The 12,095-nt window shown below is 69.3% G+C and carries 11 protein-coding genes and 1 pseudogene; 4 read left to right on the top strand and 8 right to left on the bottom strand.

Features of this window, described 5'->3' with window-relative positions; translation table 11 throughout:
- Window positions 1-265: 265 nt before the first annotated feature.
- The 3 genes from ACIQU3_RS27165 to thyX all read right to left on the bottom strand — a co-directional run bounded on the left by ACIQU3_RS27165 (window position 266) and on the right by thyX (window position 3,958).
- A complete protein-coding gene (locus tag ACIQU3_RS27165) occupies window positions 266-1,951 on the bottom strand; it encodes a ribonuclease J (protein ID WP_403736318.1) in 1,686 nt (561 codons plus the stop codon).
- A 155-nt stretch (window positions 1,952-2,106) separates the two neighbouring features.
- Window positions 2,107-3,006 carry a 4-hydroxy-tetrahydrodipicolinate synthase gene (gene dapA / locus ACIQU3_RS27160; protein ID WP_366718815.1) on the bottom strand — a complete coding sequence of 300 codons (900 nt, stop codon included), beginning with the start codon at window positions 3,004-3,006 and terminating at the stop codon, window positions 2,107-2,109.
- Window positions 3,007-3,217: 211 nt separating this feature from the next.
- Window positions 3,218-3,958: an FAD-dependent thymidylate synthase gene (gene thyX, locus ACIQU3_RS27155; RefSeq protein ID WP_366718817.1), complete on the bottom strand. Its 741-nt coding sequence runs from the start codon at window positions 3,956-3,958 to the stop codon at window positions 3,218-3,220.
- Window positions 3,959-4,134: 176 nt separating this feature from the next.
- On the opposite strand from thyX, the gene ACIQU3_RS27150 reads away from it, so the two are divergent.
- Window positions 4,135-4,374: a hypothetical protein gene (locus ACIQU3_RS27150; protein WP_403736325.1), complete on the top strand. Its 240-nt coding sequence runs from the start codon at window positions 4,135-4,137 to the stop codon at window positions 4,372-4,374.
- Between the two features lie 112 nt (window positions 4,375-4,486).
- Window positions 4,487-5,041, top strand: coding sequence for a hypothetical protein (locus ACIQU3_RS27145; protein ID WP_403736328.1), 555 nt, complete (start codon window positions 4,487-4,489; stop codon window positions 5,039-5,041).
- Between the two features lie 77 nt (window positions 5,042-5,118).
- On the opposite strand, the gene ACIQU3_RS27140 is transcribed toward ACIQU3_RS27145, so the two are convergent.
- The 5 genes from ACIQU3_RS27140 to rpsO form a co-directional block, all read right to left on the bottom strand.
- The gene (locus ACIQU3_RS27140; protein WP_403736330.1) at window positions 5,119-5,574 is read right to left on the bottom strand and encodes a hypothetical protein; all 456 of its coding nucleotides are present in this window, start codon (window positions 5,572-5,574) and stop codon (window positions 5,119-5,121) included.
- Between the two features lie 13 nt (window positions 5,575-5,587).
- Entirely contained in the window at window positions 5,588-6,340 is a 753-nt protein-coding gene (gene dapB, locus ACIQU3_RS27135; RefSeq protein ID WP_403736333.1) for a 4-hydroxy-tetrahydrodipicolinate reductase, read from the bottom strand.
- 29 nt (window positions 6,341-6,369) lie between these two features.
- Window positions 6,370-7,749, bottom strand: a complete 1,380-nt coding sequence (locus tag ACIQU3_RS27130) for a M16 family metallopeptidase (protein WP_403928127.1) — start codon at window positions 7,747-7,749, stop codon at window positions 6,370-6,372.
- Entirely contained in the window at window positions 7,746-9,962 is a 2,217-nt protein-coding gene (locus ACIQU3_RS27125) for a polyribonucleotide nucleotidyltransferase (RefSeq protein ID WP_184850611.1), read from the bottom strand. The genes ACIQU3_RS27130 and ACIQU3_RS27125 overlap by 4 nt, the downstream gene beginning before the upstream one ends.
- 284 nt (window positions 9,963-10,246) lie before the next feature.
- Window positions 10,247-10,534: a 30S ribosomal protein S15 gene (gene rpsO / locus ACIQU3_RS27120; protein WP_003993372.1), complete on the bottom strand. Its 288-nt coding sequence runs from the start codon at window positions 10,532-10,534 to the stop codon at window positions 10,247-10,249.
- A gap of 267 nt (window positions 10,535-10,801) precedes the next feature.
- Between rpsO and ACIQU3_RS27115 the strand changes: the two genes are divergently transcribed.
- The gene (locus ACIQU3_RS27115) at window positions 10,802-11,098 is read left to right on the top strand and encodes a DUF397 domain-containing protein (RefSeq protein ID WP_403736342.1); all 297 of its coding nucleotides are present in this window, start codon (window positions 10,802-10,804) and stop codon (window positions 11,096-11,098) included.
- A 435-nt stretch (window positions 11,099-11,533) separates the two neighbouring features.
- Window positions 11,534-11,647, top strand: a pseudogene (locus tag ACIQU3_RS27110) (hypothetical protein); the annotation flags it as partial.
- Window positions 11,648-12,095 lie beyond the last annotated feature (448 nt).

Genomic DNA, 12,095 nt, shown 5'->3' with positions numbered 1-12,095 from the left:
CTTGCGTTTCCGACTCTATCAGATCTTTCCGATCCGATTTCCTCGGTGCTTTCCAGGTTCCCGCTTCCGCGTTTCCCTTTCCGGCGGTTCCGACTTTATCAGAAGTCCTGAGTCGGAATTTCCACCCCGGCCGGGCATGGTCACCGTGCCTGAGTTGGCGCGGGTGCCCCGTCGGGAGGAGTTGTAAACCTACTGGAGCGGGGCGCCTCGATGCAAATCGAGGCGCCCCGCTCCCAGTTGGCGCGAGCTCAGGCCCGACGGACCGTCAGACCTCCACCACGACGGGCAGAATCATCGGGCGCCGCCGGTAGGTGTCCGAGACCCACTTGCCCAGCGTGCGGCGCACGAGCTGCTGGAGCTGGTGGGGCTCCACGACGCCGTCCTGGGCGGAGCGCTCGAGCACCTCCGTGATCCTGGGGGCGACGTCCCCGAAGGCGGAGTCCTCGATGCCGGAGCCGCGGGCCTGGATGTGCGGACCGCCGGTGATCTTGCCGGTGGACGAGTCGATCACCACGAAGACCGAGATGATGCCCTCGTCGCCGAGGATCTTGCGGTCCTTGAGGGCCGGCTCGCCCACGTCACCGACCGAGAGGCCGTCGACGTAGACGTATCCCGCCTGGACCTTGCCGGAGATCTTCGCCTTGCCCTCGACGAGGTCGACGGCCACGCCGTCCTCGGCGATGACGATGCGGTCGTGCGGGACTCCGGTCAGGGCGCCCAGCTCGGCGTTGGCCCGCAGGTGGCGCCATTCGCCGTGCACCGGCATCAGATTCTTCGGGCGGCAGATGTTGTAGAAGTACAGCAGCTCGCCCGCCGAGGCGTGGCCGGAGACGTGGACCTTGGCGTTGCCCTTGTGGACCACGTTGGCGCCCCAGCGGGTGAGGCCGTTGATCACGCGGTAGACCGCGTTCTCGTTGCCGGGGATCAGGGACGACGCCAGGATCACCGTGTCGCCCTGGACGATGCGGATCTGGTGGTCGCGGTTGGCCATGCGGGACAGGGCCGCCATCGGCTCGCCCTGGGAGCCCGTGCAGACCAGGACCACCTCGTTGTCCGGGAGGTCGTCGAGCGTCTTGACGTCCACGACGAGGCCCGGCGGGACCCTCAGATAGCCCAGGTCTCGCGCGATGCCCATGTTGCGGACCATGGAGCGGCCGACGAAGGCGACGCGGCGGCCGTACTCGTGTGCCGCGTCCAGGATCTGCTGGATGCGGTGCACGTGGCTGGCGAAGCTCGCGACGATGATGCGCTTGCGGGCGCCGGCGAAGACCTGCCGCAGGACGTTCGAGATCTCCCGCTCGGGCGGGACGAATCCCGGCACCTCGGCGTTGGTCGAGTCCGAGAGGAGGAGGTCGATGCCCTCCTCGCTCAGGCGTGCGAACGCGTGGAGGTCCGTGAGGCGGCTGTCCAGCGGGAGCTGGTCCATCTTGAAGTCGCCGGTGTGGACGGCCATGCCCGCAGGGGTGCGGATGGCCACGGCCAGCGCGTCCGGGATGGAGTGGTTGACCGCGATGAACTCGCAGTCGAAGGGGCCGATGCGCTCGCGGTGCCCCTCCGCCACCTCGAGGGTGTAGGGGCGGATGCGGTGCTCCTGGAGCTTGGCCTCGATGAGGGCGAGGGTCAGCTTGGAGCCGATCAGCGGGATGTCCGGCTTCTCGCGCAGGAGGAAGGGGACGCCGCCGATGTGATCCTCGTGCCCGTGCGTGAGCACGATGCCCTCGATGTCGTCGAGGCGGTCTCTGATGGACGAGAAGTCCGGCAGGATCAGGTCGATTCCGGGCTGCTCCTCCTCGGGGAAGAGCACTCCGCAGTCGACGATCAGCAGGCGGCCGCCGAATTCGAAGACCGTCATGTTCCGGCCGATTTCGCCGAGGCCGCCGAGCGGGGTGACACGCAGGCCGCCTTCGGGGAGCGGCGGGGGCGTGCGGAGTTCGGGATGCGGATGACTCAAAAGACTCTCCTCACCACACACGCCACGTACCGGTGGGGCACGTGGCGCGCGTGACGTTCGTGCAGAAGCAGTTGTCTGTGTGGGGTGCGCGGGCACCGGTGGCCCGCTTATTCAGTTGTGAAGCAGGTGCGCGGGGGTCCGCGCGAAGTCTGATGTCAGAGCTGTACCCCGCCGGCAGCAAGATCGATCTTGAGTTGCTCGATCTCTTCGGGCGCGCATTCGACCATGGGCGCGCGCAGGGGCCCGGCGGGCAGTCCCTGGAGGGCGAGCGCCGCCTTGGTCGTCATCACGCCCTGGGTGCGGAACATGCCCGTGTAGACGGCGAGCAGCTTCTGGTGGATCTCGGTGGCCTTCTGGACGTCGCCCGAGGTGTACGCCTCGACCAGGGCGCGCAGCTCGGGGGTGACGACGTGCCCGACGACCGAGACGAAGCCGACCGCGCCGACCGAGAGCAGGGGCAGGTTCAGCATGTCGTCGCCGGAGTACCAGGCGAGGCCGGAGCGGGCGATGGCCCAGCTGGCGCGGCCGAGGTCGCCCTTGGCGTCCTTGTTGGCGACGATCCGGGGGTGCTCGGCGAGGCGGACGAGCGTCTCGGTGCTGATCGGGACGCCGCTGCGGCCGGGGATGTCGTAGAGCATCACGGGGAGGCCGGTGGTGTCGGCGATGGCCGTGAAGTGCCGGTAGAGGCCTTCCTGCGGCGGCTTGTTGTAGTACGGCGTCACGACGAGCAGGCCGTGTGCGCCGGTGCGCTCGGCCGCCCGGGCGAGTTCCATGCTGTGGTGGGTGTCGTTGGTGCCGACTCCGGCCACCACGTGGGCGCGGTCGCCGACCGCCTCGAGGACCGCCCGTACGAGATCCGCTTTCTCCGCGTCGCTGGTGGTCGGGGACTCGCCGGTGGTGCCGTTGATGACCAGGCCGTCGTTGCCTGCGTCCACCAGGTGGGCGGCGAGCCGCTGCGCGCCGTCGAGGTCGAGTGCGCCGTCCGCCGTGAAGGGCGTGACCATGGCGGTGAGGACCCGCCCGAAGGGGGTCTGCGGAGTCGAGGTCGGAGCCATGGGTTACACGCTACTCGTTGCTCAGGACCGGGTCTGCCCACGGGGCAGGCGACAAGTCGTGACAAAGGTGGAGCCCGGCACTGCCTGCTCGGGGGTTCAAGCAGTGCCGGACCCGTTTGATCAGGCTAGATGAACTTCTCCAAATGCCGCAATACGGACACTTCACGCGGCTGAACCGTACATCTGTACCGGATCGGGGAACCGGGGCGCGTTACGGCGCCACACGTCCGTTGGCGTTGAAGGCGGCGTAGGTGAGCGGCATGAGCCGGGACCACTCCTCCTCCAGCTTCTCGCCGACCATCTCGATCTCGCGCTGCGGGAAGGACGGCACCTTCGCCAGTTCGTGCTGGGTGCGCAGGCCGAGGAAGTGCATCAGCGAGCGGGCGTTGCAGGTGGCGTACATCGACGAGTACAGGCCGACGGGGAGGACGGCGCGGGCCACCTCGCGGGCGACGCCGGCGGCGAGCATCTCCTGGTAGGCCTCGTACGCCTGCCGGTACGAGTCCTCCATCACACGGCCGACCAACTCCTGCTGGGCCTGGGTGCCCTCGACGAAGACGTACTTGCCCGGACGGCCCTCCTGGACCAGCTTGCGGGACTCGTCGGGGACGTAGAACACGGGCTGGAGCTCGCGGTAGCGGCCGCTCTCCTCGTTGTACGACCAGCCGACGCGGTGCCGCATGAACTCGCGGAAGACGAAGATCGGGGCGCTGATGAGGAAGGTCATCGAGTTGTGCTCGAAGGGACTGCCGTGCCGGTCCCGCATCAGATAGTTGATCAGGCCCTTGGAACGCTCGGGGTCCTTCTTCAGCTCGTCAAGGGACTGCTCGCCCAGGGTCGAGACCCGGGCCGCGAAGAGGACGTCCGCGTCGGACGCGGTGTGCTTGACCAGCTCGACGGTGACGTCGCTGCGGTAGCTGGGTTTGAGGTCGTCGGCGGGGGTGTCGGTCACGGTTGGCAGGGCCTTCCCATCTCGTCGTGTGGCGACGCCACTCTACGGCCCGGCCGATTCGGCGCGATCGGTGCCGTGCCGCAATGAAGTCGGTGAAACAGGGCACCTCTGAGGGAGTTCGTTCGTCTCTACAGACGAAAGTGATCCGTTCCACCCTTGAAGGAGACGTACCCCTGATGTTCGGTCGGCGTGAACCCGTACCGTTTGCCTTCGTCGCCGAGGCCGACAGGTTCCGCAGCAATGTCACTCCCCCGCCGCGCGAGCGGTCGTCGCTCGGCCAGATGGCCGGGCGTTGGCTCCTGGGGCTCACCATCGTGGCGGGGCTCGTGGGGTCCCTGGTCATCGGGACGCCCGCCCTGACGCCCGCCAAGACGGCTGATCAGCCTCAGCAGTCCCAGGCCTCCGAGCGGCGCTGAACCGCACCGCACCGACGGTGACTCCATCCGGCCCCCCGCCGGTGGTGACCGGGGACACAGATCGGTAGCCTCACCGGGCACAGCCCACGCATGGATCGAGTGAGGACCAGCCGTGCCCCTGCCCTTCCTGACGGCCGACCGCGTTTTCGAGGCGGCGGACGACGTTCCGTTGCCCTACGAGGACCGTGACCGCTGGCGTCGTCCGTACCGGCCCGGGCCGTGGCGTGTCGTGGTGGCCGCCCTTGCGCTGCTGCTCGCCTCGTTCGTGCTGTTCGCGGCGGTCATCATCGCCGCGACGGCCCAACTGGCCTCGGCCGCGATGGTGTTCGCCCTCGCGCTGCTCGTCATCGCCGCGGCGCTTCGGCTGCTGCGCATGGGTGTGTGGGTCAGCGCCCGGGGACTGCGGCACGTCGGTTTCCTCACGACGCGTACGGCGTCCTGGGAGCAGGTCGTCTCCGTGCGTACGGTGCAGCAGCCGGTGCGCTGGCTGAACCTGCCCCGGACGGTGCAGGGACAGGCTCTGCTCCTCGGACGCCAGGGCCGGGGCGACACGGGGCCGGTGTCGATCATGACGACGCACAACGCGGATTTCCTGGGCCGCACGGAGGCCTTCGACCGGGCGGCGGACTCGGTCGAGGCGTGGGCCGCGGAGTACGGCCCACGCTGACGCCCTCCGCCTTCCTCATGCCGGTGGGGCCGGACCGTGGTGAACGGTCCGGCCCCACCGGCATGAGGGGGTGCGCCTCAGGCCGCCTCGGGCTGCTTTCCGTCGTGCAGGGCGATCGCGCGCTGCATCGCCTTGCGGGCGCGGGGGGTGTCACGGGCGTCGTGGTAGGCGACGGCGAGGCGGAACCAGGTGCGCCAGTCGTCGGGGGCGTCTTCCGTCTCCGCCTTGCGCCGGGCGAAGACCTCGTCGGCCGAGTCTCGGTCGATGCGCCCGCTGGGGGTGCGCCGCAGTTCGTCGACGGGCAGACCGCCCTCGGCGTCGAGTTCGGCGGCCAGTTGACCGGCCTTCCGCGCGAACTGCGTGTTCTTCCACAGGAACCACAGGCCGATGACCGGCAGGATCAGCACGGCGACACCGAAGGTGACGGTGAGGGGCGTGCCGATCTCGATGAGCAGCACGCCGCGGCTGCCGACCAGGACGAAGTAGACGACCAGGACGGCGGCGGTGAGGGCGTAGGTGAGCTTCGCGCGCATGACGATCAGGGGCTCAGTTCAGATCCAGGAAGTGTTCGAGGCCGAACGTCAGGCCCGGGGTGCTCACCACGCGGCGGGCGCCGAGCAGGATGCCCGGCATGAAGCTGCTGTGGTGGAGCGAGTCGTGCCGGATGGTGAGGGTCTCGCCCTCGCCGCCCAGCAGGACCTCCTGGTGGGCCAGCAGGCCGCGCAGGCGCACGGAGTGCACGGGGACGCCGTCGACGTCGGCGCCCCGCGCGCCGTCCAGGGCCGTTTGCGTGGCGTCGGGTGCCTGGGCCGAACCCGCCTCCGCACGTGCCGACGCGATGAGCTGGGCTGTGCGTGTGGCGGTGCCCGACGGGGCGTCGACCTTCTTCGGGTGGTGGAGTTCGATGACCTCCACCGACTCGAAGTACGGTGCCGCGATCTGCGCGAACTTCATGTTGAGCACGGCCCCGATGGAGAAGTTCGGCGCGATGAGCACGCCCGTCTCCGGGGAGGCGGACAGCCAGCCGTTCAGCCGCGCGAGGCGCTCGTCGGTCCAGCCGGTGGTGCCGACGACCGCGTGGATGCCGTGACCGACGCAGAACTCGAGGTTGGCCATGACCGAGTCGGGCGTGGTCAGTTCGACCGCGACCTGGGCGCCGGTTTCGGTCAGCGTCTCCAGCTTGTCGCCGCGGCCGAGGGCAGCGACGAGTTCCATGTCCTCGGCGGCTTCGACAGCTCGAACGGCTTCCGAGCCGATACGGCCCTTGGCGCCGAGGACCGCCACGCGCAGCTTGCTCATCTCTTGTGCTTCCTTCAACCAGGGGATCGTCAGGCGACGGCGTCGTTGAGACGGGTCGCCTGTTTGTCCTTCAGCGGGCCGATGACCGACAGGGAGGGCCGCCGTCCCAGGATCTCGCGGGCGACCTCGCGGACGTCGTCCGGGGTGACCGACGCAATCCGCGACAGCATGTCGTCGACGGACATCTGCTCGCCCCAGCACAGCTCGCTCTTGCCGATGCGGTTCATCAGCGCGCCGGTGTCCTCGAGGCCGAGGACCGTGGAGCCCTGGAGCTGGCCGATCGCACGCCCTATCTCGTCGTCCGAGAGGCCGTGCTGCGCGACCTGATCGAGCTCGTCTCGGCAGATCCTCAGCACGTCGTGGACCTGCGAGGGCCGGCAGCCGGCGTAGACGCCGAACAGACCGCAGTCTGCGAAGCCCGAGGTGTACGAGTACACGCTGTAGGCCAGGCCGCGCTTCTCGCGGACCTCCTGGAAGAGACGGGAGGACATGCCCCCGCCGAGGGCCGTGTTCAGCACGCCCAGGGCCCAGCGGCGCTCGTCGGTGCGGGACAGGCCGGGCATGCCGAGCACGATGTGCGCCTGCTCGGTCTTGCGGTCGATCAGTTCGACGCGGCCCGCGGTGCGCAGGGTTCGCGTACCGCTGCGCGGGGCGACCGGGTCCGCGGCCGGGTCCTTGAAGGCACCGGCCTTCTCGAAGGCGGCGCGGACCTGCCGTACGACCTTGGTGTGGTCGATGTTGCCGGCGCAGGCGACGACCAGGTGGGTCGGGTCGTAGTGCTTCTTGTAGAAGCGGCGGATGCGGTCGGCGGTGAGGGCGTTGACCGTGTCGACCGTGCCGAGGACCGGGCGGCCGAGGGGGTTGTCGCCGAACATCGTGTGCGCGAACAGGTCGTGCACACAGTCGCCCGGGTCGTCCTCGGTCATGGCGATCTCTTCGAGGATCGCGCCGCGCTCGACGTTGACGTCCTCTTCGAGGATGAGGGAGCCAGTGAGCATGTCGCAGACGACGTCGATGGCGAGCGGCAGGTCGGTGTCGAGCACGCGTGCGTAGTAGCACGTGTACTCCTTCGCCGTGAACGCGTTCATCTCGCCGCCGACCGCGTCGAGCGCGGCGGAGATGTCCAGGGCGGACCTGCGGCCGGTGCCCTTGAAGAGCAGGTGCTCCAGGTAGTGGGTGGCGCCGTTCAGCGCCGGGGTCTCGTCGCGGGAGCCGACGTGCGCCCAGATACCGAAGGTCGCGGAGCGGACCGAGGGCAGGGTCTCGGTGACGATGCGCAGGCCGCCGGGGAGGGTGGTCTTGCGGACCGTGCCGATGCCGTTCTGGCCCTTGATGAGGGTTTGGGTACGGGCGACGGCCCGCGCCTCCGAAGAGGTGCGGGCCGTCGCCTGGAAGCCGCGGGACGTCACTTGTCGCCGTCGTCCTTCTTCTCGTCGCCTTCTTCGCCCTCGATGACCGGGATCAGGGAGAGCTTGCCGCGGGAGTCGATCTCGGCGATCTCGACCTGGACCTTGTGGCCCACACCGAGGACGTCCTCGACGTTCTCCACGCGCTTGCCGCCGGCCAGCTTGCGGATCTGCGAGATGTGCAGCAGACCGTCCTTGCCGGGCAGCAGGGAGACGAACGCGCCGAAGGTGGTCGTCTTGACGACCGTGCCCAGGTAGCGCTCGCCGACCTCCGGCATGGTCGGGTTCGCGATGCCGTTGATCGTGGTGCGGGCGGCCTCGGCGGACGGTCCGTCGACCGCGCCGATGTAGATCGTGCCGTCGTCCTCGATCGTGATGTCGGCGCCGGTGTCCTCCTGGATCTGGTTGATCATCTTGCCCTTGGGGCCGATGACCTCGCCGATCTTGTCCACGGGGATCTTGACGGTGATGATCCGCGGGGCGTTCGGGGACATCTCGTCCGGGGTGTCGATCGCTTCCATCATCACGTCGAGGATGTGGAGGCGGGCGTCGCGGGCCTGCTTGAGGGCCGCGGCCAGGACGGAGGCCGGGATGCCGTCCAGCTTGGTGTCGAGCTGGAGGGCGGTCACGAAGTCCTTGGTGCCGGCGACCTTGAAGTCCATGTCGCCGAAGGCGTCCTCCGCACCGAGGATGTCGGTGAGGGTGACGTAGTGCGTCTCGCCCTCGATCTCCTGGGAGATCAGCCCCATGGCGATACCGGCGACGGGGGCCTTCAGCGGCACACCGGCGTTCAGCAGCGACATAGTGGAGGCGCAGACCGAGCCCATGGACGTCGAGCCGTTGGAGCTCAGCGCCTCGGAGACCTGGCGGATCGCGTAGGGGAACTCCTCGCGGGTCGGCAGGACCGGGACCAGGGCGCGCTCGGCGAGGGCGCCGTGGCCGATCTCGCGGCGCTTCGGGGAGCCGACGCGGCCGGTCTCGCCGGTGGAGTACGGCGGGAAGTTGTAGTTGTGCATGTAGCGCTTGCGGGTCACCGGGGAGAGGGTGTCCAGCTGCTGCTCCATGCGGAGCATGTTCAGGGTGGTGACGCCCAGGATCTGGGTCTCGCCACGCTCGAACACGGCGGAGCCGTGGACCCGCGGGATGGCCTCGACCTCGGCGGCCAGAGTGCGGATGTCGGTGACACCGCGGCCGTCGATGCGCTTCTTCTCCTTGATGACGCGCTCACGGACCAGGGTCTTGGTCAGCGAGCGGTACGCGGCGGAGATCTCCTTCTCGCGGCCCTCGAACTCCGGGAGGAGCTTCTCGGCGGCGAGCGCCTTGACGCGGTCCAGCTCGGACTCGCGCTCCTGCTTGCCGGCGATGGTCAGCGCGGAGGCGAGCTCCGGCTTGACGGCGGCGGTGAGCGCCTCCAGGACGTCGTCCTGGTAGTCGAGGAAGATCGGGAACTCGCCGGTCGGCTTGGCGGCCTTGGAGGCGAGGTCCGACTGGGCCTTGCAGAGCACCTTGATGAAGGGCTTCGCGGCTTCCAGACCGGCGGCGACGACCTCCTCGGTCGGCGCCTCGGCGCCGCCCTCGACCAGCTTGATGGTCTTCTCGGTGGCCTCGGCCTCGACCATCATGATCGCGACGTCGCCGTCCTCCAGGACGCGGCCCGCGACGACCATGTCGAACGCGGCGTCCTCGAGCTCGGTGTGCGTCGGGAAGGCCACCCACTGGCCGCGGATCAGCGCGACGCGGACGCCGCCGATCGGGCCGGAGAAGGGCAGGCCGGCCAGCTGCGTGGACGCGGACGCGGCGTTGATCGCGACGACGTCGTACAGGTGGTCGGGGTTGAGCGCCATGATCGTGGCGACGACCTGGATCTCGTTGCGCAGGCCCTTCTTGAAGGAGGGGCGCAGCGGGCGGTCGATCAGGCGGCAGGTGAGGATGGCGTCCTCGGAGGGACGGCCCTCACGGCGGAAGAAGCTGCCGGGGATCTTGCCGGCGGCGTACATCCGCTCCTCGACGTCCACCGTGAGGGGGAAGAAGTCGAGCTGGTCCTTGGGGTTCTTGGAGGCGGTGGTGGCCGACAGCACCATGGTGTCGTCGTCCAGGTACGCCACGGCGGAGCCGGCGGCCTGCTTGGCCAGGCGGCCCGTCTCGAAGCGGATGGTGCGGGTACCGAAGGCGCCGTTGTCGATGACGGCCTCGGCGTAGTGGGTCTCGTTCTCCACTAGTGTTTTCTCCTCGTCCTCGTCTCCCGGCCCGTGTGGCAGGGGGACGGTTGCGGAGAAGCGCGCCGTGCTGTGCGGGCCGGTCTTCGATCGAAGCTCCCGGGGTTCGTTTCCCGGGGGCCACTACCGAGGACCGGCGGCGGCCAGGAGCGCCTCTCCTCTTCTTGTCGTGCTTCTCGTCCGTATTGCGTTGTGCTACCACACTACAAAGCAGTGGTGACACTCCGCACGTACAGCAAAGGGAGCGGCCCCCATTCTCCGGGAACCGCTCCCCTCACGGCGTCTTACTTGGCGCCCGCCGCACCACGGCGGATGCCGAGGCGGTCGACCAGCGCGCGGAAGCGCTGGATGTCCTTCTTCGCCAGGTACTGGAGAAGGCGGCGACGCTGACCCACGAGGATCAGCAGACCACGGCGGGAGTGGTGGTCGTGCTTGTGGGTCTTGAGGTGCTCGGTGAGGTCCGAGATGCGGCGCGAGAGCATGGCGACCTGGACCTCGGGGGAGCCGGTGTCGCCCTCCTTCTGGCCGAACTCGGTGATGATCTGCTTCTTCGTAGCGGCGTCGAGCGGCACGCGTACTCCTCGTAGTCTGTGATGGCCACCGAGTGCCCCCGGTCTGTGTCTCGGGGGAGCTTCCATGACTCGGAAGGCGGGGATCCGCTGGGCGCGGCCTCCAGAGCGGCGAGCTCCGGGGGTGCGTACACAAACGGCCGTCGACCAGGGTACCAGGCGGCCGGGGTCCTCTTTGCCCCGGTCTTCCGAACCCCCGGCCGGAGCGGAGGGGGCCACTAGGGTGAGCAGATTCGGATCGTTCGTACGTCGGGAAGGGGTCGCTGCGGCATGGCGGAGACGGCTGAGGAGATCAAGGCACGCAAGGAACGGGAGCGGGACGAGCTCTACGCCCTCGACATCTCCGGGGTCGAGTGGCACGGCGCGCCGGGCACCGAGGCGCACGAGGAGCGGGTCGAGATCGCCTACCTGCCCGAGGGGGCCGTGGCGATGCGGTCGTCGCTCGACCCGGACACGGTGCTGCGCTACACGGAGGCGGAGTGGCGGGCGTTCGTGCTGGGGGCGCGCGACGGGGAGTTCGATCTTGAGCCGGGGGCGCGCGCCCGGGGGCCCGAAGCCGGGCAGTAGGCAACGCGTGGGCGAAGAGGGGTGAGCCGGTGACCGGCCACCCCTCTTCGCATGTCTCCCCGGCCTCTCTCCCCGGCTTCGAGGTCACTGCGTTCGTGTGACCTCAATACGGCCGCACCGCAAGGTGGTTCACAACTCTTCACGCCAATCACCCTTTTTCTTCACCGAAGTGCGTGCCGTATACGTCACTTCCGGGCACCTTCTGGGCAGGTTGTGACGCGGCGGACAGCTGATCGGGGACGGACGGGCCTGCCGGGGCGGGGCTTGTGGTGATTAGGCTGGGACGGGGCGCGCCGTCAGAACCCGTGGTAGGCGTCGGCGTCCCAGGGGGGAAGGCGGGGGAGCCTGTGGAGCGGACGACCTCGGACGACCTCGATACGCCTCAAACGACTTCGCACGACGTCGGACGACAAGCAAGGGTCGCCCCAGCACGGCATGAGGGTGCTCGACCACACCAGGAGGAACACTGTGAGCAGCGATCGGGACGGGATCCGCGGGGGCTGGGCGACACCCGGCGATGACCAGCCCGACGCGGAGTCAGCAGCGGAGATGACGGGCGAGTTCACCATCGACTACGCGCCGCCCGCCTGGTACACGCAGAACGCTTCGGGGAATTCGTCCTCGGGGCAGGGGGCGGGGGCGTCCGGGGACTCGAGCGCTTCGGGAGCGCCCGGGGGGTCGGGGCCGGGGGCTCCCGGTGTGCCCGGGGGGCCGGGGGCGAGCAGTGCTTACGGGGTGGCCGGCGGTTCGGGGACGCACGGTGGTTCCGGTGCGCCCGGTGGTTCCGGCGCTGCCGGGGCATCGGGGGGGCCGGGTGGGTCCGGGATGCCGAAGGGGCCCGTGCCGCCGCTGCCCGGGCTGGCTCCGCCGCCGCACGCCAATCCTTCCGGCGGTCCTTCGTCCTTTCCGATGTCCCTGCCGTCCCCCCTGCCGGGGCAGGGCTCCGCACCGGCTCCTGCGCCCGGGGCGCCGTTCACTCCTCCCGCGCCGGCTCCCG

It is taken from the genome of Streptomyces sp. NPDC101110, from assembly GCF_044759525.1.
Classification (GTDB): domain Bacteria; phylum Actinomycetota; class Actinomycetes; order Streptomycetales; family Streptomycetaceae; genus Streptomyces.
This window is presented reverse-complemented; position numbering and strand designations above follow the sequence as displayed.

Bases quoted from the DNA above. Each gene is read 5' to 3' on its own strand.
- dapA (WP_366718815.1), bottom strand. From the start codon at position 3,006: ATGGCTCCGACCTCGACTCCGCAGACCCCCTTCGGGCGGGTCCTCACC.
- ACIQU3_RS27150 (WP_403736325.1), top strand. From the start codon at position 4,135: ATGTTCGGTCGGCGTGAACCCGTACCGTTTGCCTTCGTCGCCGAGGCC.
- ACIQU3_RS27140 (WP_403736330.1), bottom strand. From the start codon at position 5,574: ATGCGCGCGAAGCTCACCTACGCCCTCACCGCCGCCGTCCTGGTCGTC.
- dapB (WP_403736333.1), bottom strand. From the start codon at position 6,340: ATGAGCAAGCTGCGCGTGGCGGTCCTCGGCGCCAAGGGCCGTATCGGC.
- ACIQU3_RS27115 (WP_403736342.1), top strand. From the start codon at position 10,802: ATGGCGGAGACGGCTGAGGAGATCAAGGCACGCAAGGAACGGGAGCGG.